The following is a 25,235-nucleotide window of genomic DNA, read 5'->3' as shown; positions in this document are numbered from 1 at the left end:
GCTGAGTCCCAGGGCGCCGTCGTACCCGCGGAAACGCGTACGGAAGCGCGCGACTCTGCACGCACGGAAGCGCACGCGGAAGCGCGCGGCACCGATCCCGCGGCGAAACCGAAGCTCAATGCTCCGCGCCATCGGGTGCGCATGACCCCCGGGCGCTGGGCGGCGGTGGTTTTCCTCGGGGTTCTTTCCCTCATTTACGTGGTGCCGCTGCTCTTCATCCTCGTCAATTCTTTCAAGGGCCGCTTCTTCATTTCGGACGACCCCTTCAGCCTGCCGGCCGGCGAAACCTTCGCGGGGATGGATAATTACCAGACCGCGCTGAGCCTGTCCGGTTTTATGCGGGCCCTGGGCTGGTCGTTCTTCGTGACGGTGGCGTCCGTGCTGGTCATTGTGTTCTTCTGCGCGATGACGGCGTATTACCTGGCGCGGGTGCGTTCCTGGTGGACGTCGCTGCTGTACTACCTGCTGGTGTTCTCCATGGTGGCGCCCTTCCAGATGGTCATGTTCCCGACCGTGAAAATTGCGGACAAGCTGGGGCTCTCCTCGCCGTGGGGCTTGGTAGTGCTGTATCTCGGCTTCGGGGCGGGGCTTTCGGTATTTATTTTCGCAGGCTTCGTGCGGTCGATCCCCGGCGAAATTGAGGAGGCGGCGTCCATCGACGGCGCCGGCCCCTTCAAGACCTACTTCCAGGTGGTCATGCCGATGCTCAAGCCCACGGCGGTCACGGTCGCGATCCTCAACACCATGTGGATTTGGAACGACTTCCTCCTCCCTAACCTCGTGATCGGGCGCGAGGAGGCCTACCGCACTGTCCCGGTGGTGATCCAATTCCTGGTGGGCTCGAATGGAAATAAGGATCTGGGTGCGCAAATGGCGGTGCTGGTGCTCGCCATTATCCCGATTATTATTTTCTATCTTTTTGCGCAGCGCTATATTGTGGAAGGCGTTGCGGCGGGTTCCGTCAAGGGTTAAAAAGTACGACGACGACGCGGCGCCGCGCACCCGATACCGGGCGCGCGGCGCCGTAGCTCAGCCACGTGGGGATTGGCCTGTGAAGTGCCGGTCCGCGGGGCTTCGCTTGCCGCACAAGCCCGTAGCGCTTCCACCCGCGGGCGCCACCAACTGAAGGAGATGTATGCGCCGGATTTTCGATCCTGACTCACCTTTCCAGCGCGGACTTTCCGACGCCGTCATCCTGGTGGAGCTCAATATTATTACCCTGCTCGGGCTGCTCCCGGTGGTGAGCGGGGGAGCCAGCCTGGTGGCCTCGGCGCGGGTGAGCGCCCAGCTGCTTCGCGGCGAGGCGCCCCGGCCCTGGCGCCTGTGGTGGCAGCATTTCCGCGCTGCTCTGCTGCCCTCGCTGGCCTGGTGGCTGCCCACTCTCGGGCTCCTCGGTCTGGCCTGGTGGGAAAACCGCTGGGTCTCCGGCCTCGCCGCCCCCGGCAACGCCGCCTCCGCGGCCGCTCACGCCGCCGATTCTGCTCTCGCCGGGCAATCGGTCGTCGACTCTGCCGCGGCGCTCACTACTGACCCCGCAATCGCCGCGGATCCACGGCTGGCCGGCATCCTCTCGGGCCTCATTATTGTGGCCCTCTTGCTAGTGCTGGCAGTGCTGGTCTGGCTGGTAACGCTCCAGGCATTCTTCTCCAACGCCTTCCTGGAGCACCTAGGTAACTCGGTGCTCCTCGCCATCACCCGGCCGCTACGCACGGCCGCGTGCGTAGCGGCCGCAGTGGCGCTCCCGCTGGCCTGGCTTTATGCGCCGGTATCGCGCCTGGCCATCTTCTGGGCATTGGCGCTGGCCGGGCTGAGCGTCCCGCTCTACCTCACGGCCTGGCTGCAACGCCCGGTCCTCGACGCCCTCCTCGCCGAAGCCGAAGGCTAGCCCTGGTCCGAACCTGAGCCCGAGCCCGAAAGCGGACCCGAAAGCGGATCGGCAGCGTAAGCTTCTTCCTAGACGCCGGCCGCTGCCAGCGCGCCCCCGAAATGAAGTGTGCATAAGAGCACCGTTTCGGGGCGGTTTTATGTCTCTTACGCACACTACACGGGATGCACCGTCTGGAATACACATTTTGGCTCCCGCCGATTCACCGCCCCGGCCGGAGGCGGGGTGCTTTTTCCGAGATGTACTGCGCATGTACGACATATGAAGTACAGCTCTGACAACACGTGCCACCTCTCCAGGTGCTGGTGTGACTGTTGAAGTTCGCGCGGCCCGTGAGAATCGCGCGGGCCGGTTGCCGTGGCTTCTCGAAATCAAAGCGCAACGGCAGCTACGTTAAGAAAGGGGTGCGGACGCCTGGCCCTTGTGTAACTCTCGGAATTTCGGAATTGGGGATGTACCCTTATGAAATGCGTAAAGCTTTAGCCCTTTTAGGTCTCTGTACCCTGGCGGTTGCCTGCTTCAGTGCGGTCGATAACCTGTACTTCACGCAGTTCCTCGGGCGAGACCTGGTTTTCCTCGGTGTCATGGTGTCGGTTTTCAATGTCACCGTTTCTCTGGCGGAACTTCCGTTCTCCGTACTCTTTGACCGCTACTCGCAGCGCGCGGTTCTTCTGGTGGGGATTCTGGTGCGCATCGTCGCTTTCGCGGCATTCTTCTGGGCGGTGAACGACGGCGTCCTATTGACCGGTCAGTTCCTTGCAGGAATCGCCAGTGCCGCTATGAGTGGCACTCTCGAGGCGCTGGTGATGAACCAGGTCGATACGTTGACCGCCGAAAAATCAAGCAAGACATTGACGATCATGCAGTTCGTGCGGTCGGGTACCTCCCTCCTGGGTGGCTTGGCCGGAGTGGCGGTTTACGCGATATGGCCGCCGGCGATCTGGCTGCTTGGCATCGCCGCGCTTATTGGTGCGGCGATGGTCTCCTGGACAGTTCCTGATTCGCAGGAAGCTGCCGAATATACCTGGCGGGAACTCGGCGCAAATCTGAAAACCGCGGTGTGGTCACACCAAGCACTCGCCTTAATCCTCGTTAATTCGGCAGCGCTCGGGCCGTTCATGCTCTGGCAAATCAAGTTCGGCCAGGCCTCACTCTGGCTGGTGGCAGCCGGTTACGCTGCCATGTGCCTGGGCGGTTTGGGTGCGGCCACCCTCCAGGAGAAACTCAATATTCCTTCGCGGTGGGCCTGGGCTGTGGCGGTCGCCAATATTCTGGCCGCGGCACTCTTCGCGCTTGCCCAGCAGCAGTTCTTTGTGTGGATAACGTTCGCTCTCCACGTGGCCATGCAAACAATCTTGATCATCCAGGTCTCCGGGCGCTACCACACCCGAATCTCCGATAGCGTGCGAGCAAGTGCCCTGTCGGTGATCTCCCTGGCCGACTCCATCGTCACGGCATTATTCGCCCCGGCAGTCGCGGCAATCGGGCTGGCCTGCGGCTTGGATAAAGCGATTATGCTGTCCGCCGCGGTGTACGCACTCATCGCAGTGCTCCTCTTCTTCACCCGAAACGCCGGCTCGGAAAGCGAAACTGCCACACCGACCGCAGCGTGACCAACTCGCCGCGCGGGTCACGGTCGCTATACGAGACCCGGCTGGCCGGTAGGCGCGGCGTCGTCGTTCTTAAAAATGAGAAGCCGCCCGCGCATGAACGTTCGCGGCGGGTAGGCCGGGCCGCGAAACAAAACAAATGCGGGCGGCGGGATGTGCCAGAATCACACACCCGCCGCCCGCTTAGTTTGCGTGCGCTTTACGTGTAGCCCCCCGCGGTTCGAGTAGCGTCGCGCAGCCGCCCGCTCAGTTTGGGTACCCGCAGCTACTTAATCGGCGTCGCCTTCACGCCCCAGATATCGCGGCCGTAATCCGCGATGGTGCGGTCGGAGGAGAAGCGGCCCGAGCGGCAGATATTGATCCACGCCTTGCGGCCCCACTCTTCCTGGTTGGCGTAATCCGCGGCCATGCGGTCGCGGGTGGCCCGGTAATCAGCGAAATCGCCGAGCACGTAGTACACGTCCGGGGTCTCCCACGAGGACCCGTCCAGCAAGGACCCGAGGAGGTCGTGGAATTCGCCGGTCCCGCCGTCGCTCACGGTGCCGTCCACCAGGGCGTCGAGCACCCGCTTGAGCCCGGGCACGGTCTCGTACTGTTCGCGCGGGTTGTAGCGCGCCCGCAATTCCGGCAGCTCCTCTTCGCGAGCCCCGAAAATATAGGCATTTTCTTCGCCCACGGCATCCACGATTTCCACGGTGGCGCCGTCCATGGTGCCCAGCGTCAGCGCGCCGTTCATCATGAACTTCATATTGCCGGTACCCGAAGCTTCCTTCCCGGCCAGGGAAATCTGCTCGGAAATATCGGTGGCCGGAATAATATGCTCGGCCGGCGACACATTGTAGTTCTCCACGAAGAGCACGGTGATCTTGCCGCGGGTATCCGCATCATTATTCACCAGCTTCGCCACTTCGTTAATGAACTTGATAATCGCCTTGGCGCGCTTGTAGCCCGGCGCGGCCTTCGCCCCGAAAATGAAGACCCGCGGCGGGACCTCCATGCTGGGATTGTCCTTAATCCGGAAGTACAGATCGAGGATGTACAGCGCGTTCATGAGCTGGCGCTTGTATTCGTGCAGGCGCTTAATAATCGTGTCATAAATAGCATCGGTAGGAATGTCGATGCCGTCGCGGCGCTTAATCCAGCGCGCGAAATCGCGCTTATTTTCCGCCTTGATCTCCATGAGGCGCCGGTAAATATCAGCATTCCCGCGTTCCTCAATGGTGGCCAGCTTATCCAGATCCGTCACCCAGGAATCATCCCCGAGCACCTCGGTCAGCAGCGCGGCCAGGCGCGGATTGCAATTATGCAGCCAGCGGCGCGGCGTCACGCCATTCGTCTTGTTGTTGAAACGCTCGGGCCAGATGTCGTACCAGTCGTGGAGGGTATCCCGCTTGAGGATCTCACTGTGAATCGCGGCCACCCCGTTAATGGAGAAGGAGGCATAGCAGGCGATCCACGCCATATGGACCAGCCCGCCGGAGAGCGGCGCCATGTACTCAATCTTGCCGGGGTGGAAACCGGCCTCCGCCAGCTCCGCGCGGAAACGCCGATCCATTTCCGCCACAATGTCATAAATACGCGGGAAAAGCTTGGTGAAAATCGACGTTTCCCAGGTCTCCAGGGCCTCGGCCAGCACCGTGTGGTTGGTGTAGGCGAAGGTCTGGGACACGATCTTCCAGGCATCCTCCCAGCCCAGGCCTTCCTCATCCATGAGCAGGCGCATGAGCTCCGGAATGGCGAGCACCGGGTGGGTGTCATTGAGCTGAATCGAGTTGTATTCCCCGAAGGAACGAATATCCCCGTGCGCTTCCTTATGTTCGGCAATGAGGCACTGGAGGGAAGCCGAGCAGAAGAAGTACTGCTGGCGCACCCGCAGCACCTTGCCTTCGTAGGTGGTGTCGTTCGGGTAGAGCACCCGGCACAGGTCATTCACGCGCTCGCGTTCCACAATCGCATCGGTGAAACGCTGAGAATTGAAGGCATCGTAATCGAATTCTTCGAGGGGCTCCGCCTTCCACAGGCGCAGGGTATTGACATTCGCGGTGCCGTAGCCGGTGATCGGCATATCATAAGGAACCGCGCGCACATCCATATCCGCGAATTTCACGTGCTTGGATTCACTATCCCGGCGCACCACGAAAGGCGAACCGTTTTCCATCCACGGATCGGGTTCTTCCTTCTGGAAACCATCCACGAAGCTCTGCTTGAACAGGCCGTAGCGGTAGAGGATCCCGTAGCCGACCACGGGGAAATTCAGGGTAGCGCACGAATCCATGAAACAGGCGGCCAAGCGCCCCAGCCCACCGTTACCGAGCGCGGCATCGGGTTCTTCATCGAGCACATCGGTGAGGTTGAGGCCGTAATCTTCCAGCGCCTTGCGGGCATCTTCCACCAGGCCAAGGTTGACGAGATTATTCAGGAGTGCGCGCCCCATGAGGAATTCCGCGGAGAAGTAGCTGGCGCGCTGACCCTCCCGGTATTTTTTAGTGGTAGCTTCCCAGTTATCGGCCAGCCGGCTCATGGTGAGCTCGGACAGCCCCTCCCAGTAATCGCGCAGGGAGGATCCGGAGGTCGAAACACCGGATACCGAACGGGTAAAAGCCCCGAGTGGTTGAGTCAGTTCAGACATTTTGCTCCTCGAAAGTATTCGGGCACGTGCCTCCTCTACCTTAGCTGAGAAACTTTCTGAAAATGTGCAAAGATGCCCGCGCCGGGCTGTGGCGGTTATTATTGTGTAGTAAAGCGGGACGTTAGCCCGGGGCCTCAGGCTCAACGGGGCGCGGCCATACGGCGGTCGCCCGGTGACCATACGGTCGGCAGCCGGCTGTCCAATGGCGGCGGCACGGTGGCCGCACAGCGGCACGGGCGGCGGAGCTCTTTACACCTGTTTGATATAACGAGGAGATTAGATACTATGCCCGCGGTCATTATTCTCGGCGTCCAGTGGGGCGACGAAGGAAAAGGCAAGGCAACTGACCAGCTCGGCCAGCGTGCCGATTATGTTGTGAAATTTAACGGGGGTAATAATGCCGGCCACACGGTCAGCGTGGATGGCCAAAAATTCGCTCTCCACCTCCTCCCGTCCGGCATTCTCAATTCAGATTGCATCTCGGTGATTGGCAACGGCGTCGTCGTTGATCCCGAAGCGCTTTTCGCGGAAATGGCGGAGCTGGAATCGCGCGGCGTTTCCACGAAAAACCTCCGCATCGCCGGCAACGCGCACGTCATCACCTCGTACACAAAAATGTTCGACCGCCTCAACGAAGAAGTCCTCGGCGACGGCAAAATCGGCACCACCGGCCGCGGCATCGGCCCCACCTACGCGGACAAAGCCAATCGCGTGGGGATTCGCATCGTCGACCTCGTGCACCCGCGGCGCCTGCGCGGGCAGGTGGAGACCGCGGTGGCGCAGAAAAACTTGGTGTTGCGGGCCCTGGGGCGTGAGGAGATTAATGTCGACGACGTGCTCACCGAGCTGCTCGCCTATGGGGAACGCCTCGCGCCCATGATGATTAGCGCCTCCCGCGAACTCAATCAGGCCCTCGATGAAGGCAAGACGGTTGTTTTCGAAGGCGGGCAATCCACCCTCCTGGACATCGACCACGGCAACTACCCCTATGTGACCTCCTCGAATGCCACGGCCGGCGGGGCGGTCACCGGTAGCGGGGTGGGCCCCACCCGCATCGACCGGGTGGTGGGCATCGTCAAGGCCTATGCCACCCGCGTGGGCGAGGGGCCATTCCCCACCGAATTGCACGGGGAGAAAGGTGATTGGCTGCGCGAAGCGGGCGGCGAATACGGGGTCACCACCGGGCGCCCGCGCCGTTGCGGCTGGTATGACGCCCCGGTCACCCGCTACGCGGTGCGGGTCAATGGCCTGACCGACCTGGTCCTCACCAAGCTGGATGTGCTTACCGGCGTGGAGCAGATCCCGGTGTGTGTGGGCTATGAGATTGACGGCCAGCGGGTGCACGAATTCCCCATCGATACCTGGGATTTCGCCAATGCCAAGCCCATTTACGAATACCACCCGGGCTGGACGGAGGATATCTCCACGGTGCGCGACTTCGCGGACCTGCCCGCCAACGCCCAAAGCTACGTGCGCTGGCTGGAGGAGATGGCTGGCTGCCGCTTCTCGCTTATCGGGGTGGGGCCGGATCGCGAGCAAACCATCGTGCTTCACGATCTGCTTGGCTAAGTTGGGCGGCCGGGCGCGGGCGCGGGCGCGGAGCGGCAGCTCCGCACTAGCGAAAGCACCCGCGCGGCCGCGCCGCCAGCTGCCCGGCGGGCAGCTGCGCCGTCGTACTTTACCCCGTTTGACCTGCGCTAATGCACCGTGCGTGACTTAGCTCCCAGGACAGGTGGTAAGAATTCCTTTACTATAAGGAAAAGAAGGTTGTGTGGGGAGGGTCACCCCGGGCCGTGAGTTCGTTATGAGCCGCGGGCGCGGTTGCGAACAGCGCCGCGATGCGCGGTACGGAACCGGCGGTGGCCCCTCGCGCAGCACCGGAGCGGGAACGCGAAGGAGCCTCCCGCGTGAAGAGATTGAGGGGCGGGAATGTCTACATACACCACAGGTAGCCTTGTCCCCATTCGGGGATGGCAACGCACCTATTCCGGGAAGGTGCACGATTTGTACTGGCCCGTGCCCGGGGGCGCGATGGCCGGGATGGATACCTATCTCATTGTGGCTTCGGATCGCATCGCCGCATTCGACCACGTTGTTCCCACATTCATTCCGGACAAAGGCGAAATCCTCACCCGGATCGCCCGCTGGTGGTTCGACCGCACCGGGGACATCGCGGAAAGTCACTACCTGCCCGGCGGCGTCCCGCGGGACATCGCCGCGCGCGGCATCCTGGTGCGAGCCCTGCGCATGCTCCCCTACGAAGTGCTGGTGCGTGGTTATCTGACCGCCGGTGCGGTCCGCTCCCTCGAAACCCTCGGCACTCTCGATGCCATGCGGTACGACGGCGCTATTGAGCTCGGCGCCAAGCTGGAACTACCGTGGGTCGGAATCGCGGAAAAGCGCCGGCCCGGCTGCCCGGATATCCCCATCCCGTGGGATGAATTCATGCGGCGGGTGGGGGAGAGCACCGCGGAACGGGTGCGCGTGCTGGCCCTCAACCTTTACCGGCACGCCCACGCCATCGCGCTGGCCCGCGGGCTGGTGCTCGCGGATGCCAAACTGGAATTCGGCACGGATATGGATGCCGGCTCCAGCCGCCTCATCCTGGCCGACGAAGCCTTCACCCCGGATACCGCCCACTACTGGCTCTCCATCGACTACCGCGCGGTGAAATCCGGGGAGGCGCTGCCCACCCCGGAGGCGCTGCGCCCCTTCGATAAAGACGCCGCGCAGGTCTGGCTCATGTCCGCCCAATCCGGGTGGAATGCGGAGCAAGGCACCCAGCCGCCGGCCCTCCCCGCCGCCGTGGTGGCCGATATTCGCGAGCGCTACCTGCGCGTATGCGAAATGCTCACCGGGGAGCGCTGGCCCGGGCACTAAGTGCGGCGGCTCGGCGGCGCAGCGATGGGCGCGCGCCGCACTCACTTTACGCGCCGGGGTGGCGGCTGCCCGGTGGCGCCGTCGTCGTTCTACACGAACCCCGCGCGCACCGCACCTCAATGTGACGTGCACCGCGGAGTGGTGTTCGAGCTTCGAAATCATACCGCGAAAGCACCCGGACGTTTTACCATTTTGATATGCATTACGCGAATAAAGTTTACGATCAGGTCGTCGCCGCCAATCCGGGCGAACCCGAATTCCATCAGGCCGTGCGCGAAGTTTTCGATTCCATCGCTCCGGTCCTCGCGGCTCACCCCGAGTACGCCGACCAAGCCATCCTGGAACGGCTGGTTGAACCCGAACGCATTATCGCCTTCCGCGTGCCGTGGGTCGATGACGCCGGCAAGATTCGCGTCAATAAAGGCTACCGGGTGCAATTCAACTCCGCGCTCGGCCCCTACAAAGGCGGCCTGCGCTTCCACCCCACCGTCTACCTGGGCATGCTCAAATTCCTCGGCTTCGAGCAAATCTTCAAAAACGCGCTAACCCGCCAGCACATCGGCGGCGCCAAAGGCGGCGCGAATTTCGACCCCAAAGGCAAAAGCGATAACGAAGTGATGCGCTTCTGCCAGTCCTTCATGACCGAATTGCAACGCCACATCGGCCCCGATATTGACGTTCCCGCCGGCGACATCGGCGTGGGCGGGCGCGAAATCGGCTACCTGTTCGGCCAGTACCGCCGCATCCGCGATACTTTCGACGCCGGCGTGCTCACCGGCAAGGGCCTCGGCTTCGGCGGCTCGCTCGCCCGCACCGAAGCCACCGGCTACGGCGCGGTCTATTTCGCGGACGCTATGCTCGCCGCGCGCGGGGAAAGTTTGGACGGGCGCACCGCGATCGTCTCCGGTTCCGGGAACGTCGCGCTGTACGCGATCGCGAAGGCGCAGCAGATGGGCGCGCGCGTGGTCACGGCCTCGGATTCTTCCGGGATGGTGTACGACGACGCCGGCATCGACGTCGAGCTGCTTCGCCATATTAAGGAAGATCTGCGCGGGCGGGTCTCTGATTACGCGGCGCAGCGCCCCGGCGCGCGTTACCAGGCCGGAGCGAAGGTGTGGGACCTGGCTGAACTGGGGATTCGCGCGGATATCGCTTTCCCGTGCGCTACCCAGAACGAACTCAACGAGGCCGATGCGCGCCAGCTTCTCAACGGGGGAGTGCGCGCGGTGGTGGAAGGCGCGAATATGCCCACCACCCTGGAAGCTACCCACCTGCTCCAGGAAAACGGGGTGCTTTTCGCCCCCGGTAAGGCCGCGAACGCCGGCGGGGTTGCTACCTCCGCGCTGGAAATGCAGCAGAATTCCGCGCGGCAAAGCTGGAGCTTCGAGAAGGTGGATGCCAAACTGCACGACATCATGCGCGATATCCACGACACCTCCCTGGATGCCGCCGCCCGCTACGGCCACGAAGGCAACTACGTGGTCGGCGCCAATGCCGCGGGTTTCGAGATGGTCGCCGAGGCGATGATCGCCCAGGGTGTGATCTAAGGGCGGCGTGCGCCGGGCGCCGCGGGCGCGCTCCCGGCGGCGCCGTCGTACCTTAGGTGCCGTTGTCATCCAAGGCGTCGTAGAGTGGATCTGTGACACGAAAAATCGATAGCGCGGACGCGCTGCCCCTCCTCGCCCGCTTTCGCGCAGGTGAGGAGCTCAGCGCGAGTGAATCGCGTACGGCCGTGCGCTTCCTTCTCGAGGAACTCGCGGCGCGGCATCCCGGGCACGCGGTGGAAATCCGGGTTCCATATGTTGGCGCGGTGCAGGCGGTTGCCGGGGTGCGCCATCGGCGCGGTACCCCGCCGAATGTGGTCGAATGCGATGCGGGCACGTTCCTAGGATTGTGTGTAGGGACTCTGAACTGGGATGATGCCGTGGCTTCCGGGCGGGTGGACGCCTCCGGAACCCGCGCGAACCTCTCCGAGTTTCTCCCCCTGGTGCATGTGGCCGGTGCGGATCACTGAGCCGAGGGTGTGGAGTGCCGCGCGCGGTAATCCCATAAGTCGCACAAGCCTCTGGAGTCTCAATAGTCACACGGGTCTCCGCCGGGGTGGTATGTGTTGTCTGAGCTGTAGTGCAGATGTTGTACATGCGAAGTACATCTCGGAAAAACATACCCGCACCGGCCGGCGCGGGGCAGGTGGAGTGAGTCGTTCTCAAGCTTCACGGCCGCAAAACGTGCATTTCGAACCGTCACCCTCGTCAAGTGCGCGTTAGAGACACGAATTCGCTCCGAAACGGTGCTCTTACGCGCACTTTGTTTTCGGGGTTGGGCTGGACTCGCCCGGGCTGGGCGGGCCCGGGCCGCCAGATGTCAGATCGGTTCCGGGTGGTGGCTGGCCACCAGGCCCGCGGTGCGGAGACAAAGTGGTACTGGACAGCGGGCCTTACAGAGTGGTACTGCACGACAGAAAATCGGGTCCTGGCTGTAGCTCCAGTACCACTTTGTGAGCCGGCGTGATTGAGAGCGGTCAGTGTCGCCGCTGGCGTCGCAAAAAGCAACGCCCTGCCGAGGTGGCAAACAGAAAGCAACATCCCAACCCGAATGGGTGTAAAAAGCAACGCCTCGACACGCACTCTCGCAAAAAGCAACCTTCCGGCGAGGGCTCTCTTCAGAATGCAACGCCTCGAGACGTGAGCTTACAGAAAGTAACACCAGCGCACGATTTGGGAAAGTTAATGTAGTTGCCGTTGCATTTCGTTGTTTCGGCCGGTTTCCATGCTGATGCCCTGTTCTTTGGAAACAATTGTGCCGGCAGCCCTGGGGCCGCCGGCACGTTCGTTACAGGAATGAGTACCTATTTGGTGGCTGGTGGAATATTGTTCGGATCGTAATCATCCGCCCAGTCATCGTCATTGTCATCTGACTCGTCGTAATCTGCGTAGTCGGCGTAACGAGCATACGGATCATCCGAGGAATCGTAGTGGGATTCCTGGCGCTCATCACGATTAATACCCAGCTCACGCTCGAGAGCGGCGTAATCAGTATCCGGTGTAAAGTACTTGAGATTCCGGGCTACCTTACGCTGCTTAGCCTTCTGACGGCCGCGCCCCATGAGCTCGACCCCCTTCATCTCATCTGGGCTCATCTGGCCCGGTTTACTATTTCGTGACCTATATTAGCCGCTATGGCCTATATATGGCTATGTGACATACGCGGAAAGAGTACGGCGCTCCTCACCTTTCCCAGGTAGATGGCCCGTTGCGGGCCATAAGTCGTGCGACAGGTGTCGCGCGCCACGCTCGACTCCCCGCACAGGCCGACACTCACATAAGGCTGGCCCGCACAGGCCAGCCCGCGGAAATCTTCCGTGAACCGGCCCGCCACGCGGTTACTTGCGCCGGCGCCCGCGCCCGAAGAGGGCGCTGCCTAGCAGCGTGACCGCACCCAGGGTGGCAATCCCGAGGCCAGCCACCACGGCGAGCCCGGTTTGTTCCCCGCGTCGAGCATCGTCAATAACATCCTGGGCTACTTGCGCGGCCGAGGGAATTCCGGCAAAGGAATGACTGGCAGCGCCGCCACCAGCGGAGAAATGACCAGCGGAACAGCGGCCTGAGCACCCGTGGCCGGTAGCGGCGTCGTCGTAATGATGCGCGCCACCGCAAGCCCCGCCGCAACCGCAACCGCCACCGCACGCGGCGCCTTCAGTAACCGCCTCAACATCAGCATCCGCGCAACCGCAGCCACACGGCTCGCCGAAATCGGCACCGTCAGCACCAGCCCCGTCAGCACCTCCGCCTAGGCCCGCGCCCGCGAGGTGTTCCTTCGCGGAATCGGCCAGGTCGTTCACCTTCGCCTTCGCGGTATGCGCGAAATCCGAGGCTTTCGCGGAGGCTTTGGCGGAGGCGTCCGCCGCGGTGCTCTTCGCACTATCCGCGAAAGCTGAAGCCTTATCCTTCGCCGCCTCGGCAAAAGCGGAGGCCTTGTCCTTGAGCGTGGCCGTGGTGGTGGCCACCTTGTCCTTCGCGGCGTCGGTCGCGTTCTTGATATTTGTGCGCGGATCCAGGCGATCCACCAGCTCATTGACGGTGGCGGTCAGTTCCGCGCGGGTGCGCTCGATATCGCGCTGGATGTCCTCAGGTTTACGGTTATCGGAAGCGCTCACTTCGACAGGCCTTTCTTCACGGCGTCGACGTCCTTGCTCAGGCCGCCAACAAGATTAGTTGGATACTTTCCGGATTTCTTGAGTTTGCGCAGCCCCAGCAGCGCGAGCACCGCAATAATAAGGAGCAGAATTCCGGCAACCGTCAGGTAGCCGGCCCACCAGCGCCCGCCGAACACAACCGTAAAGAAGGCCGCCGCCGCGTGCAGCAGGAACCCGAGCATGAACAGGGCCAGCACCCCGGCCACCGCGAGGAGCACCCCGCCCATCCCGAGGTTGAGGACCTTGTGCTTGAGACTGGCCTGGGTGTACTGAATTTCGTCGCGGACCAGGGTGGAGAATTGCGCCGTGGCGGAGGAAAACAATTCGCCCACGGTCCGGCGGTTCGGTTCGCGCGCCGCGGCTGCCCGCGCTTCTTCCGAGGAGGACGCCACGTAGCCGGAGCCCGGAAGCGGCCCGGTGGTGCTTGCCCGTGCGTTCTCAACATCTTTTTGCGCCATCACATCCCCTTTGCGTCAGCCAATAACGTGGCGATAGATACATTCTAGTGTGCCGTAGAAAGCTTTAAATAGAAACGGGAGAGCGGAAATTTCTTCATGAGCGAGGGCGCAGCGGTTTCGCGCCGCCGCACCACAGAATAGTACGACGCCGCCGCAGCCTCTCGCCCCGCCCGCTTACCTTGCGATGGCGATGTCCCTGAAAATCCGCCCCACATCCGCGCGGGCCACCAGCCCGATAAGCACCCCGGTGGCATCCCCGGTGCGAGTGATGAGCACTGCGGGATGGCCGCGGTCGGTCAGAGCTGTACATACTGCCATGGCCCTATCAGAAGGTTTGGCGTAGAGGGGAGCGTCGTGCGTGCCGCTGTGGGCGAGGATATCCCCGGCCGGAACGTCGGCCAGCTGGGATTCTTTCCCGGCAGTCACCATTCCGGACACCCAGCGGGCCACCATATTGGTGGTGAGCAGCCCGATAATCGTGGAGCCATCCACTACCGGAAGCTGGGCGTAGCCGTGCGCGTCGAGAATAGCGGCGACGGTAGCGAAAGTATCCACGGGAGAGACGGTCGCGACGTCGTGAATCATGAAGTTTTGGATCTGCGGTTCGTTGCGCACCTGGAAAAGTAGCCGCTCGGCGGCTTCGACCAGGTCCGCGCGCGGGGTGGCAATGGGTTGGCCGTTCTTGTAGTTGTTATGCGCGATGGTATTGCGCAGATTGCGCAGTACCTCGCCCAGGTTGTTATTGCGAACGACGGCGGGAACCCGCTTTTCGTACGCCTTCGCCCAGGCATCCCCGAAACCACGCGAATCCAGGCCGGTGGCATGATCGAGCTCAGCCCGGAGGTCTTCCACGGCGGAGAGGAAACGCTGGGTGAGAGAGTTCGCGGTCGGGGAGGTGGCAGCGTCGTCGTTCATGCCACCATGGTAGCGAAGCGGGCCGCGTTGCACGGATTGGAGTGGGTGGGCGAACCGTGCAACCGTGCAACCGTGCAACCGCACGCGAACCCCAGGCGAACCGCACGCGAGCCGAAACGCGCTACCCGGTAAACCCGGTACCCAGGGTGCCCACCGGACCGGGCTCGCCGTGGGTATTCGCGTGCCCGGAGCGCACCACCCACCAGCCGCCGAGCAACCCGAGCACCGCGATGGCACCCCAGACGCCCACCACGGCCCAGCCCATCCCGGCCAGCGCCATAACCGGCACGAAGGACACCGCGGAAATCTCCACCGGAACCACCGGCAGATAGGCGTAACCGAATTGCTCAATGGTGCCCGATTCCAGCTTGGGATCCACAATGCGCAGCAGCGCCAGGCCGGTGGAAACCGAGCCGGTCGCCCACCCCCAGGTGAAGAGCTGACGTTCGAACCATCCCTCGCCCATAAGCCGCGGAGCCACCACCAGGCCCAAAAACGTGCACAAAATAAGACCGAAGAGGAACAGTAACCCGAGGGCCAGCAGGTGGTCGGAAACAAATTCCGGCTGAATCGAAGCAATACCGCACACAATCAGAATGTCTGTGCACAGCCCGGAAACCGAGCGCAGCGTGCCCGCATCGAGCAGGTGGGAGGCCCCCACCCCGTTCATCACAATCCGCACCACGATCCCCACCAGGAAAGCGATGGCGAAAAGCGGGAAGGAAATACCGGGGAACAGGTGCTTGAGGAGCTGACCAATGCCGTAGCCGGCCACCGCCACCAGGCTCACAATCCCCACCTCGAAGGAGAGCGTCTCAATCGAACCGCCGGAGAAGGTGTGGTAGCCCAGGGCCGGACGGCGCTTATTGGCGTCGAGCACCCCGGTGAGGAGCTCATCGGGCAGGGAATCCATGCCGCGGAAAGCCTTGGCCTGCCCGCGCCGCGCCCCGAATTTCGCGAGGATAATCCCGCCGACCACCCCGACCAGCAACCCCACCGTGGCCGAGGTGAAAGCCAGCGAGGCCACTTCCGGCTGCCCATTTTCCGCGTAAATATTGCCCACGGCCGCCGCGGTACCAAAACCGCCCGCCCAGCCGGTGAACAGCATAATGCCCAGCACATCCGGCGAACCGAGCACCGGGGTGAGGAACAGCAGCGCGAACGCCATACCGAGCGCCACCTGCGCCCCGTACATAAGCACCCCGTAGGATGCGAAACCGCCCACCGCTTTATTGACTTTGCGAATATCGAAATCATCGGTGAGGGCCATGCAGGCAAACACAATAACAATAAGAATCGAGGCGTACGTGCCCATATGCTCGGAGAACGGAATCCCGGTCACCTGCCACGACCCGATATGCCAGCCGCGGCTTTCCGCCACCGCCCCCAGCACATTCGGACCGAGCACCAGCCCCAGCGCACCGGCAATCACCGAGGCGGGAACCAGCATATTCTGCAGCCACTTCACCCGGGCGCGCAGAAACACCCCAATGGCGAGCAGCAGACCAATCATTCCGGCATCGACCAGCATGGTCCACGGCGTATATGCGTTCATCGTCCCTCCTACGGTTGCGATAGGTGCGCTTGGCGCGATGCGCGGGCGCTCGCGGTCTGCGATCTGCCCGGGCCCGCGCGATTCACGCGAAGCTTGCGGGAAGGGTGCGTGGAACCCACTCCCATTAGTAAAGATACAGTAAAACTACGGCGATGTTTTAGTTAGGTGCGGTGCTGAGGGCTGCGATGTGCCGAGATTCACGCGCGCGCTCGCGGCCCGTTCACGTCCCCGTGCGGCCCGGTCGCCGCGCTTTTCCTTTTCTTAACGACGACGCCGGGCCTCTTCTCCCGCGCGGACTTCCCCTCGATATGATGGCTATGGTGACCGCCACGCGCGCGACCCCGGCACTCAAGGCCGGGGCGGCGGGGCGCGGGCGGCGTCGTCATCAAGGAGGAAAAATATGACGGATCTGGTGACTTTCGGCGAATCGATGGGGGCTCTGACCTTTACGGAATCCCCGCAGATCGGGGCGCGGCCGCGCGCGTCCTTCGGCGGCGCGGAAACGAATGTGGCCATCGGGATGGCGCGGTTGGGGCATTCCACCGCGTGGGTCGGGAGCGTCGGCAAGGACCTATTTGGTTACATGATTATGCGGACCCTGCGCGGCGAGGGCGTGCGCTGGGATCACGCTCGCCAGATCACCACCGCGCCCACCGGGGTGCTGGTCTCGCGCCACGCCGGGCTGGGCACGTTCGCGGTGGATTACCATCGTAAGTTTTCCGCGGGGCGCCTCATTACCCCTGATCAGATCCGCGCCATGTTTGAGCTGGAGCCAAAAATCGTGCACCTGACGGGCATCACCCCGGCGCTCGGGGAGGAAGCGCGCGCCGCCACGATGCTCGCCGTGGAGCTGGCCGGGGAGCGCGGGGTGCCGGTGTCGTTCGACGTCAATTTCCGCTCGCGCCTGTGGGATGCGACGGAGGCAGCGCCGGTGCTCGCGCAAATCGCGCGCGGGGCTCATGTGGTCTTCGGCGGTACGGAGGAACTGGAGCTGCTCACCGGCGAATCCGAGGTGGCCGCGGCGACTCAGCGCCTGCTGGACTGGGGCGTTTCGGAAGTGGTGTGGAAAGATTCGACGACGGCGCGCGTGACCACCCCCACCGAGTCGGTAGAACGACCCGGGCGGCGGGTGACCGTTGTGGATACCATCGGGGCTGGTGACGCCTTCGTGGCCGGTTATCTTTCCGGGTGGCTCGAGGGGCTGTCCTTCGCGGAGCGCCTGGACCGCGGGCACCTCCTGGGGGCCTTCGCTGTGGGCACCATCGGCGATTGGGAAGGCGGGCCCACCCGCGAAGAACTCACCATCGCGGAGATCTCCGGCGGCGAAGTGGCGCGCTAGCGCGGCGGGTTGGCTGGCACGCCGGGTTGGCGGGCGGGCCAGCCAAAGCGAGTTGGCGGGCACGTGAGCTAAAGCTCGCCTTGGCTCCGGCCGGGAATCCAGGTATCCGCGGTATTTGCGGACGCCTTAGCCACATAGTGACCGATGATCCAGGCGCATAGCACCACGCATGCTGCGCTTGCCAGGAGTGCCGGCCAGGGGATAGTTACGCCGAAAAGTGGGTCGATGTGGATGTAGCCAAAAACGTAGGTCATGGGGAAGGAGAGCGCGATGGCGATCCATACCGGAACCATAAATCTGGACATCGTGAGTCTGCGGGTGGCCGAGCGGGGAACATTGCTTATGGCAAGTGGGCCGCATTCCTCTGGCTTCAGTCGTGCTTGAGAAGCCGTCCAGATGAGAGTCGCCAAGGTGAGGAGAATACATCCTCCCACCGTTGCGAATGTCAGCCAGTGACCCTGGTGGATGAGACGTTGCGATCCGATTACCGAGGAAGAAGCGGGAGTGTCAAACCTGTAGAAAGGTGCAACGCTCCGGCCGAGCTCGATGACCTGTTTCCCGTCAAAACGGTGGATCCCGTCCGAATAAAGAGCCAAGCGGCTTTCCGGATGAGCTTCCGTGAGGGAGGTGTAATACACTCGCTCCACCCGTAACAGGCTCGCACGCTGTTCCAGAATTGAGTCGGAAGGGGAAGAATTGCCGTTGAGTTCGTGAACGGTGCCGGCAGCAACTCCCAGTTTCCGAAGATTCTCTTCTGTTGCGGAGACCGTCAGTTCGCGATCACCGCTCTCTGCCCGATCCATATACATGAGAACCCAGGTGGCTTCTGGAATCTGATCCAAACCCGTGCGGAAGTGCGCGAGGACGGCTGGAGCGTCGTCGTCACCCTCGAGAATATGTCCGAATTGAGCCTGGTATATCTCGATTCCCCGCGAATCGCGGCCCAGAGTCCCCTGCCACAACTGGAGTTGGGATACGAAGAACAGGGCGAAGGCGAGGATTGTTGCAGTTTTACCAGCCATACGTGGCGCGCTGCGCAGCGCCGTTCCGACCAGGAGGAGTGCGCCGGCGTGGCGGCGTTTTCCGAGCGCGGCGGTGAGCCTGCCCGTGAGTGCCGAGATAAGCGTGATAGTTCCGGGGAGAACGATACACGCCACAATTGTGCATGCTGCGTAGATGATCGTCGTTAGTTCAATGACGGGAATATCGGATAGGAGTGAAACGAGGGGGATTAACCCGCATAGAATCGTGAGGAAAACCAGGGCGCAGACATAGTGGTACCAGCGTAATTCCGAGCTGCGGTGAGCTGTTCCTGATGTTTTATTCAGGTGCGTAGCGATGGCGCTCACGGTCAGGAATGCGGCGCATAGCAGTCCTAGCGTCGCGAGGAGAAGGAGCACAACTAACGCGGATCTGTAATCGGAGGGTGTGGTGATGAAGCCGGTGAACGGCAGGCGGATCGGCAGCGTGCAGAAGAGCGCTAGGATAATGACCGCTCCGGCAACCCCGTAGAGCAGGCTGGGCATCACGTATCGAAGAATCAGAGCGCGTAAATCGCGATGGGGAAGCGCGAGGACGCGGAAAACTCGGGACAGGTCCTTCCAGCGCTGATGGTTGATGCGAGCGGCGGTGAAGATCCCCAGGGCTGCGGCGGGGATAAACATGAGTGCGAAAACAGCCTGCAACATCCACATATTCTGGTAATTAAGCATTTCACTGACCGAAGCCAGATTGCCGCCGTAGGCCGAAATCGGAGTGAACTTATCAAGCTGGGCTTGTTCGGGGGATGGGAAGACGTAGGCCAGTTTTTCAGTTGGCTGTGTCAAAAACTGTGGTGCAATGACGACCGTATTTTGGGTGGAAGAAGGTCCGCGCTCGCTACTGAGGGCTTCGTAAAGCTCGGGAGAAACCGCGGTTGATCCAGGAGTCGGCCATGAATCTAAGCCTGGCGGTGGGGGAGCGGCATCATTTGTGCGGATGTAGTAGTAAACACCGTATTGTTCAGTTTCCAGAGAATCCCATCCGTAACTGAAAAGTGCGATGGTATCCGCGTCGCTCTGAGCGGGTACTCCCGCGGGGATGGGGCTGCGCTGAGCGGCACCGCTATAACCTGCGCTAACCATGCCGATGCTGGTTACTGCCAGAATAAAAGCGCTAACAAAAAATGCGAGGCAGAGGCGCCTCCAGGTGGGCATGCGAATAATTGCGGAAAGCGGGTCACTCATGGCCATCACCGTTCCCGGAGGCCTGGGAATCGCGGAGCCCTTGTTGAGTGAGGAACGCATGGGCATCGGCTTGGCGGGCCAGCTCATGATCGTGAGTAACGAAAAGAATACCGAAGCCGTGGCGCCGCTGCTTTTCGAAGAGCAAGTCCGCGACGCGATTTTTGGTGAGATCATCAAGATTGCCGGTCGGTTCATCCGCAAGAATGAACTTCGGTTCGGTGATGAGTGCACGGGCCAAAGATGTGCGTTGCCGTTCCCCTCCGGAGAGCTGGGAAGCGGGGATATGAATAGATTCGACTTCCAGTTCTTCTAATAATGTGCGGGCCCGGTCAATGGCGTATTTCCGCACTTCCTTATCATCGGAAAAGAGGAGCGGAAGCGCGACGTTTTCCACCGCGCTCATGGGGCCGTAAAGTTCGGCATTTTGATAGACCACCCCAAAGAATTTCCGGCGGAATGCACGCTGTTTTTCTTTATCGCCAAATTCGATAGGCACGCCGTCGATCTCAACACTCCCGAATGCGAGAGGGAGAAAGCCCAGGATTCCGTTAAGCAGCGTAGTTTTGCCAATCCCGGTTTTCCCAAGGAGCGCGAGGCTTTCGCCGGAGGCTAGTGAGAAAGAAACCCCGCTGAATAGCTGGCGGTCTCCTACCTGCATTGCGAGGTTAGTGACTGTGAGTTTGCTGCCCATGGGTGGTCCTTCTCTTATGCGGTGGGGGAATAACTATATGAGCTATTCCCCCACCTCGTGTGTTATCGGGTTACTTCCACTGGCCGCATTGCATGGGTGCTAATCCGGCACCGGATTGGCAAGCTTGTACGGATGAAACCGTACCGCCAGCGTTGCGGGTGACAACTGCTCCGTAACCGGAACGGTTGACAACCTGGCGGACGTTGTCCCCATGTCCCATACGGGTGTAATTGCCAAGTACCCAGCGATCATCGGGTGCTTCGTCTTCGACATTAACGGTTTGTTCGTTGTTAGTCGTCCAGATGGAGGCGGAAACAACACCGTTGTCTTTGACGAAATAAGCGGTTCGCGCGTTAGCCGCGGGTAGAAGGGCAACCGAGCACCCAAGAAGGGCCAGTGCTGCTGTGATTCTCTTGTATTTCATTTATAGCTCCTCTGCTATCGATACCTCATCGTTGAGGTTATAAGAAGCCTATAAAGTACTGGAAAGCGGAGTCAACAGTTAATTAATAGAACGGTATGTGAGTATTTTGTTCGGTTGTTGCGGTGGTGCGGAATCAGGATTTTGCGTCTTTCATAAAACCGTTGGCGACGGCGCAAAATTTCCGCCCTCATCCCAATGAAGCGATGAGGGCGGAAGAGCCGTAAGTGGTTCCAGGTCAAGGGAACTCCGGTACGGAGATATTCTTCAGGTGTGGAGCTTAGCGGCGGACGGCGGGGGTGTCAGTGCCGTTGCCGTCCCAGTCGCCCACGAAGAGCTGATCGGAGGTGCGCCCGTAGGTGAGGACCTGGTCTGCTTCACCAGCGGCCAGCGAGTTCTTCACATAAACGGTATTGCCCCGGCGCACCGCCAGCGTATCTACGCCGTCGCCGTTAAAATCACCCAAAATTGTGGCGTCACCGGCACGGCCGTAAGAAAAAACGGTATCCGCTGCGCCGCCCGCGATGGCGTTCTTGACGTAGTACAGGTTGCCGCGGCGCACCGCGAACGTATCCTTGCCGTCCCCGTCGAAATCGCCGGTGAGGACGGTGTCGCCCGCACGCCCGTAGTGGACCACCCGGTCGGCCTCCCCGCCGTGCAAGGAATTGAGGACATAGAAAGTATTGCCCCGCCGCACCGCGAAGGTATCTTTACCGTCGCCATCGAAATCGCCCACCAGGATCTCATCGCCGGCGCGACCGTAGGCGAATTCCACATCGGCGGCCCCGCCATCCACGCTGTTCTTGACGTAGATCTTGTTGCCGCGGCGCACCGCGAACGTATCCTTACCATCGCCGTCCCAATCGCCGACGAGCACCTCATCGCCGGCTCGCCCATAGGAAAATACGCTGGCGGCCTCGCGTGAGGTCCAATCATTGGAGACGTAGAAGACGTTGCCGGTGGCGGGGTTGCTGGGAGTGGGCGCGTTCGTGCCGGGCGCGCCGGGTGTGGGCGCGGGTTTGGGCTGGTCCGGCGCGGGCTTCGGCGTGGGGGAGAGGCGATCTACATCGGCCTGGGCGCGCGCCACATCGGCTTCCGCGGCGGCGAGCCGCTCGCCGAATTCCCAGAGCTGCGCGGCACGGGCGGCGGCGCGATCCCGCTCGCCCTGAGCGGCGGTGAGCTGCTCGGCTAGTTTCTGGACGGTTTCCTTCGCGGCCTTCGCGCTCTCATAAGCTGCGGTCGCGGCCGTGAGCTTGGCCTGCGCGGTATCGAGCGCGGCCTTGGCCTCTTCGTACTCTCGGGCAGCGGTCTCGAGTTGCGTTTTCGCGATTTGACCCTCCAAGGATTCGGGATCGCCCTTGGTGGCGGCTTCGAGTTCGGCCGTGGCATCTGCCAGAGCCGTGCGAGCCACGGAGGATCCCTGAGCCATCTCATCCTTGAGGCCATCCATATAGCGCTGCAATGCGGCGGAGTAGTCAGCAACCGTTTGCGCTTCGGAGCGATCCCCGTACAGAGGCGTGTGATCGAAAGTATTCGCCTGGATATTAGGGGCGAAAGCTATCCCCGTCACGGAGTAATTGGGATTGACAATATTAAGGTAATGCCCGACTTTCGCGAAGTCCGTGACGCCCTGATCGTGGAGTGCCTTTTCGTTGTGATACCAGAGCTTGAGGGAAAGCTCATCGCCGGGATAGTTCGCGGAGGCAAGGTTTTCTGCCACGTTGAACGCCTTAATATGCGCCATTTTATTGGTGCGGGATTGCGCATTAACCTGCAGCTGGGCAACCGCCATGAGGTAGTCCGTGACCTTGAGCGGCTCAAGCTGGTGCGTGGCGCGCAGCTCGTTGATCTTCGTAATGAGGCTCAGGGTTGTCGCCATGGAATCCAGGTTCGTGGCGTCATCGGCTGCGCCCGGGTGGGTATAGGAAGCCAGCGGCTTACCCTGGTACTCCGTATTGGTACTGAAAACATCGAGGGCTTTCTGGGCGCTGCGGGCTTCGTAAAACCCGAGGGCTCCCCGGTCCCACTGCGCTTTCGCCGCAGCCTTGGATTCTTCGAGCTTGGTCCGAGCGGCATCCACTTTTTCCTGGGCAGCTTTGGCCGCTTCGGGATTGGGTGCAATCGCCTTATCGTAGGCGGCCTGCGCGGCATCGCGGCGGGCCAGCGCGGACTCAGCGTTCTTGGTGAGTTGGGGCATGACGGAAGCTGCGTCGTCGTACCCCTTCTTTGCGGAATCGAAACCGGAAGCTTTCGCTACCGCGGCATCATAAGCCTGTTGCGCGGCCTCCACCTGCGCGTTTGCCCGTGCGTAATCCTGCGCGGCGCTCTGAATATCCGCGAGGCTCGCGCCGCTCGCTTTTATTTCCGCGAGGATGGCGTCCCGGGCTTTAATCGCGGCGGTGAGCCGGGCACAAGCCACGGCGAGCTGGGTTGCGGCATTACTACCTGGCGCGATGTCGCTGGCGGCGGCGGGAGCGGGACCAGCAGAGCCCCCGTCATGAGGAGTGCCGATGTGCGCATAAGAGTCTCTTTCTGTTTCGACCGTGAAAGTGAAAGGGATAATTCCCGGAGCGCAGGTTAGTGGCCGTTCCTGGGCGTACGCCGGACGCATAGTGGGAAGAAGCTGGCTCGCGTGAAAGGCGGCCGTGCGGCGGAATAGAAAACACCCACACACGACACCGGCGCCGCGGAGCGAATTGGATTCCCGAGGGAGATCGCGGTTCGCAACGCGGCGCCAATGGAGAGTTCAGGACTTGCGAGAGCTAGAAATAGAGCGAGAACGCTCTACCTTTACTTACCGGTGGATCCGGGGCTGGCCTTACCGTCGGTGGTGTAGGACTTCGCGCCGGTTCCGGCGAGCGCCCCACCCTGGACGATAATGTAGGAATCGCGCAGCTGGCGGCCAGCGAAGAAATCTTCGAGGATTTCGCGGGTGCCGGCAGCGTAGCGAGTCTGTGCGGACAGCGAGGAACCGGAGGTGTGAGGGGTCATCGCGTTGCGCGGCATGGTGCGCCACGGGTGATCCTCGGCCGGGGGCTGCGGGTACCACACGTCCCCGCCGTAGCCGCCGAGCTGGCCGGATTCGAGGGCCTTGACAATGTCGTCGCGCACCACGATCTCCGCGCGGGCGGTGTTCACGATGTAGGAACCGCGGCGCATCGAGTTGATCATCTTCTCGTCCACCATATGGTAGGTATCCGAGGTGAGCGGGGAGTGGATGGACACCACGTCCACGCTACGCATGAGGTCCTCAACGGTCTCGTGGTAGGTGGCGCCGAGTTCCTTCTCCGTCTTCGGATCGAGGCGGTACAGATCGTAGTAGTGCAGGTTCACATCGAAGGGCTTCATGCGCTTGAGCAGGGCGCGGCCGATACGCCCGGCGGCGATAACACCCACGTCCATGCCTTCCAGGTCATAGGACCACTTCACGGCATCGGCGATGTTCCAACCCTTTTCGTCGGTGACGATGCGGTGGGCGGGAACAAAGTTGCGCACCAGATTGAGGATGGTCATGGCCGCGTGCTCGGCCACCGAAATCGAATTCGAGTAGGTGACCTCAGCAACCGTGATATTGCGCTTCATCGCTTCGGTGAGATCCACGTGATCGGAGCCCACGCCGGCGGTGATGGCCAGCTTGAGGTTCTTGGCCTTCTCCAGGCGATCCTTGCCCAGGTAGGCGGGCCAGAACGGCTGGGAGATAACCACGTCCGCATCGGGGAGGTGCTTCTCGAATTCCGAGTTCTCGCCTTCCTTATCGGAGGTGACGATGAGTTCGTGACCGTTATCCGCGGCCCACTTCTTCAGGCCCAGGGCGCCGGAGACGCACGCCACCATCTCGCCCGGGGTGAAATCGATGCCCGACGGCGTAGGAGTGCTGGAGCCACCCGGGTAGCAATCGATCGTGGGGATGGAATCGCGAATGTACTTGGGCGGGAAGCCGTCCACGGGATCCGGGTACAGCACCATCAGAATTTTCGCCATTAAAAATCACCTCTTTTAGTAGTGAGTCGCCGGCCACTTCGCCGGCTCGGTTAGTACTTTAGTCCCGGGTGGGTGAGGCGTGTCAAGAGTCTCGCAAAAGTGTCTCTAAACTTCGTGATCTGTCGCAAAAATATCGCGGAATATGGCCGTTTCTGCACTAACTGACGCGGTCGTAATTATCTTATTTATTGTTGTAAATGCATGATCGGATGGTGGGGTGATCGCTACTTTAGTCCTAGGTATGTATTCGGTGATGGTTGTTGCGGGGCAGAGTTGGCGTTCGGATTGCTTTGGGTGCGAAAGAAGGGTGGCCGGTGCGTGAACACAGGTCACCCTTCTTTGCGTTGGTTATGGAATGGACGTGCTTGCGGCCTGCTAGTGCACTGTCCTTGAAATAGTTTACTGGTGATGGTATTATTAATCCATGTCGCACCCCGCTAAACCACTCGCC

Annotated in this window: 19 protein-coding genes; 8 read left to right on the top strand and 11 right to left on the bottom strand. The window is 61.7% G+C overall.

The genetic code is table 11. The features are described 5' to 3' along the window. Positions 1 to 141 precede the first annotated feature (141 nt). From ACRQEC_RS07685 to ACRQEC_RS07675, 3 genes are all read left to right on the top strand, one after another. Complete coding sequence (locus tag ACRQEC_RS07685) at positions 142 to 972, top strand: carbohydrate ABC transporter permease (RefSeq protein WP_234984567.1); 831 nt, start codon at positions 142 to 144, stop codon at positions 970 to 972. Between the two features lie 163 nt (positions 973 to 1,135). Beyond that, positions 1,136 to 1,885: a hypothetical protein gene (locus tag ACRQEC_RS07680; protein ID WP_284890410.1), complete on the top strand. Its 750-nt coding sequence runs from the start codon at positions 1,136 to 1,138 to the stop codon at positions 1,883 to 1,885. 467 nt (positions 1,886 to 2,352) lie between these two features. Further along, a complete protein-coding gene (locus ACRQEC_RS07675) occupies positions 2,353 to 3,498 on the top strand; it encodes an MFS transporter (RefSeq protein ID WP_284890409.1) in 1,146 nt (381 codons plus the stop codon). A 262-nt stretch (positions 3,499 to 3,760) separates the two neighbouring features. Here ACRQEC_RS07675 and ACRQEC_RS07670 read toward each other — a convergent pair whose 3' ends face one another. Then, complete coding sequence (locus ACRQEC_RS07670) at positions 3,761 to 6,124, bottom strand: glycogen/starch/alpha-glucan phosphorylase (protein ID WP_284890408.1); 2,364 nt, start codon at positions 6,122 to 6,124, stop codon at positions 3,761 to 3,763. A 285-nt stretch (positions 6,125 to 6,409) separates the two neighbouring features. On the opposite strand from ACRQEC_RS07670, the gene ACRQEC_RS07665 reads away from it, so the two are divergent. From ACRQEC_RS07665 to ACRQEC_RS07650, 4 genes are all read left to right on the top strand, one after another. Beyond that, positions 6,410 to 7,693: an adenylosuccinate synthase gene (locus ACRQEC_RS07665; RefSeq protein WP_284890407.1), complete on the top strand. Its 1,284-nt coding sequence runs from the start codon at positions 6,410 to 6,412 to the stop codon at positions 7,691 to 7,693. Positions 7,694 to 8,053: 360 nt separating this feature from the next. Further along, positions 8,054 to 9,004 (top strand): phosphoribosylaminoimidazolesuccinocarboxamide synthase, encoded by a 951-nt coding sequence (locus ACRQEC_RS07660; protein WP_435734867.1) that lies wholly within the window; start codon positions 8,054 to 8,056, stop codon positions 9,002 to 9,004. Positions 9,005 to 9,201: 197 nt separating this feature from the next. Continuing rightward, positions 9,202 to 10,551, top strand: coding sequence for an NADP-specific glutamate dehydrogenase (gdhA, locus tag ACRQEC_RS07655; RefSeq protein ID WP_284890405.1), 1,350 nt, complete (start codon positions 9,202 to 9,204; stop codon positions 10,549 to 10,551). A gap of 92 nt (positions 10,552 to 10,643) precedes the next feature. After that, a complete protein-coding gene (locus ACRQEC_RS07650; RefSeq protein WP_284890404.1) occupies positions 10,644 to 11,018 on the top strand; it encodes a sterol carrier family protein in 375 nt (124 codons plus the stop codon). Positions 11,019 to 11,852: 834 nt separating this feature from the next. Here ACRQEC_RS07650 and ACRQEC_RS07645 read toward each other — a convergent pair. From ACRQEC_RS07645 to ACRQEC_RS07625, 5 genes are all read right to left on the bottom strand, one after another. Next, positions 11,853 to 12,128 (bottom strand): DUF3073 domain-containing protein, encoded by a 276-nt coding sequence (locus tag ACRQEC_RS07645; RefSeq protein ID WP_236624486.1) that lies wholly within the window; start codon positions 12,126 to 12,128, stop codon positions 11,853 to 11,855. 258 nt (positions 12,129 to 12,386) lie between these two features. After that, positions 12,387 to 13,160, bottom strand: a complete 774-nt coding sequence (locus ACRQEC_RS07640; protein ID WP_284890403.1) for a DUF3618 domain-containing protein — start codon at positions 13,158 to 13,160, stop codon at positions 12,387 to 12,389. Next, positions 13,157 to 13,657, bottom strand: coding sequence for a phage holin family protein (locus ACRQEC_RS07635; RefSeq protein WP_284890402.1), 501 nt, complete (start codon positions 13,655 to 13,657; stop codon positions 13,157 to 13,159). The genes ACRQEC_RS07640 and ACRQEC_RS07635 overlap by 4 nt, the downstream gene beginning before the upstream one ends. Positions 13,658 to 13,831: 174 nt before the next feature. Further along, positions 13,832 to 14,572, bottom strand: coding sequence for a CBS domain-containing protein (locus ACRQEC_RS07630; RefSeq protein ID WP_087071110.1), 741 nt, complete (start codon positions 14,570 to 14,572; stop codon positions 13,832 to 13,834). A 121-nt stretch (positions 14,573 to 14,693) separates the two neighbouring features. Next, entirely contained in the window at positions 14,694 to 16,127 is a 1,434-nt protein-coding gene (locus tag ACRQEC_RS07625) for a sodium/glutamate symporter (protein ID WP_284890401.1), read from the bottom strand. Positions 16,128 to 16,527: 400 nt separating this feature from the next. Here ACRQEC_RS07625 and ACRQEC_RS07620 point away from each other — a divergent pair, with 400 nt between their 5' ends. Further along, positions 16,528 to 17,466, top strand: coding sequence for a sugar kinase (locus ACRQEC_RS07620; RefSeq protein ID WP_284890400.1), 939 nt, complete (start codon positions 16,528 to 16,530; stop codon positions 17,464 to 17,466). A 68-nt stretch (positions 17,467 to 17,534) separates the two neighbouring features. Here ACRQEC_RS07620 and ACRQEC_RS07615 read toward each other — a convergent pair whose 3' ends face one another. The 5 genes from ACRQEC_RS07615 to ACRQEC_RS07595 all read right to left on the bottom strand — a co-directional run bounded on the left by ACRQEC_RS07615 (position 17,535) and on the right by ACRQEC_RS07595 (position 24,784). After that, complete coding sequence (locus ACRQEC_RS07615) at positions 17,535 to 19,691, bottom strand: hypothetical protein (RefSeq protein ID WP_284890399.1); 2,157 nt, start codon at positions 19,689 to 19,691, stop codon at positions 17,535 to 17,537. Then, complete coding sequence (locus tag ACRQEC_RS07610; RefSeq protein ID WP_284890398.1) at positions 19,684 to 20,382, bottom strand: ABC transporter ATP-binding protein; 699 nt, start codon at positions 20,380 to 20,382, stop codon at positions 19,684 to 19,686. The genes ACRQEC_RS07615 and ACRQEC_RS07610 overlap by 8 nt, the downstream gene beginning before the upstream one ends. Positions 20,383 to 20,452: 70 nt before the next feature. Further along, entirely contained in the window at positions 20,453 to 20,806 is a 354-nt protein-coding gene (locus ACRQEC_RS07605) for a hypothetical protein (RefSeq protein WP_284890397.1), read from the bottom strand. Positions 20,807 to 21,083: 277 nt separating this feature from the next. Continuing rightward, the gene (locus tag ACRQEC_RS07600) at positions 21,084 to 23,222 is read right to left on the bottom strand and encodes a CAP domain-containing protein (RefSeq protein WP_284890396.1); all 2,139 of its coding nucleotides are present in this window, start codon (positions 23,220 to 23,222) and stop codon (positions 21,084 to 21,086) included. A gap of 371 nt (positions 23,223 to 23,593) precedes the next feature. Continuing rightward, the gene (locus ACRQEC_RS07595) at positions 23,594 to 24,784 is read right to left on the bottom strand and encodes an NAD-dependent formate dehydrogenase (protein ID WP_026428718.1); all 1,191 of its coding nucleotides are present in this window, start codon (positions 24,782 to 24,784) and stop codon (positions 23,594 to 23,596) included. Between the last annotated feature and the right edge of the window lie 451 nt (positions 24,785 to 25,235).

It is taken from the genome of Actinotignum saccati (genome assembly GCF_051265055.1).
GTDB lineage: Bacteria > Actinomycetota > Actinomycetes > Actinomycetales > Actinomycetaceae > Actinotignum.
The sequence above is the reverse complement of the archived record's forward strand: the minus strand, read 5'-3'. Positions and strand labels throughout refer to the sequence as shown.

Bases quoted from the DNA above. Each gene is read 5' to 3' on its own strand.
- ACRQEC_RS07685 (WP_234984567.1), top strand. From the start codon at position 142: ATGACCCCCGGGCGCTGGGCGGCGGTGGTTTTCCTCGGGGTTCTTTCC.
- ACRQEC_RS07680 (WP_284890410.1), top strand. From the start codon at position 1,136: ATGCGCCGGATTTTCGATCCTGACTCACCTTTCCAGCGCGGACTTTCC.
- ACRQEC_RS07675 (WP_284890409.1), top strand. From the start codon at position 2,353: ATGCGTAAAGCTTTAGCCCTTTTAGGTCTCTGTACCCTGGCGGTTGCC.
- ACRQEC_RS07670 (WP_284890408.1), bottom strand. From the start codon at position 6,124: ATGTCTGAACTGACTCAACCACTCGGGGCTTTTACCCGTTCGGTATCC.
- ACRQEC_RS07665 (WP_284890407.1), top strand. From the start codon at position 6,410: ATGCCCGCGGTCATTATTCTCGGCGTCCAGTGGGGCGACGAAGGAAAA.
- ACRQEC_RS07660 (WP_435734867.1), top strand. From the start codon at position 8,054: ATGTCTACATACACCACAGGTAGCCTTGTCCCCATTCGGGGATGGCAA.
- gdhA (WP_284890405.1), top strand. From the start codon at position 9,202: ATGCATTACGCGAATAAAGTTTACGATCAGGTCGTCGCCGCCAATCCG.
- ACRQEC_RS07645 (WP_236624486.1), bottom strand. From the start codon at position 12,128: ATGAAGGGGGTCGAGCTCATGGGGCGCGGCCGTCAGAAGGCTAAGCAG.
- ACRQEC_RS07635 (WP_284890402.1), bottom strand. From the start codon at position 13,657: ATGGCGCAAAAAGATGTTGAGAACGCACGGGCAAGCACCACCGGGCCG.
- ACRQEC_RS07630 (WP_087071110.1), bottom strand. From the start codon at position 14,572: ATGAACGACGACGCTGCCACCTCCCCGACCGCGAACTCTCTCACCCAG.
- ACRQEC_RS07625 (WP_284890401.1), bottom strand. From the start codon at position 16,127: ATGAACGCATATACGCCGTGGACCATGCTGGTCGATGCCGGAATGATT.
- ACRQEC_RS07620 (WP_284890400.1), top strand. From the start codon at position 16,528: ATGACGGATCTGGTGACTTTCGGCGAATCGATGGGGGCTCTGACCTTT.
- ACRQEC_RS07615 (WP_284890399.1), bottom strand. From the start codon at position 19,691: ATGAGTGACCCGCTTTCCGCAATTATTCGCATGCCCACCTGGAGGCGC.
- ACRQEC_RS07610 (WP_284890398.1), bottom strand. From the start codon at position 20,382: ATGGGCAGCAAACTCACAGTCACTAACCTCGCAATGCAGGTAGGAGAC.
- ACRQEC_RS07605 (WP_284890397.1), bottom strand. From the start codon at position 20,806: ATGAAATACAAGAGAATCACAGCAGCACTGGCCCTTCTTGGGTGCTCG.
- ACRQEC_RS07595 (WP_026428718.1), bottom strand. From the start codon at position 24,784: ATGGCGAAAATTCTGATGGTGCTGTACCCGGATCCCGTGGACGGCTTC.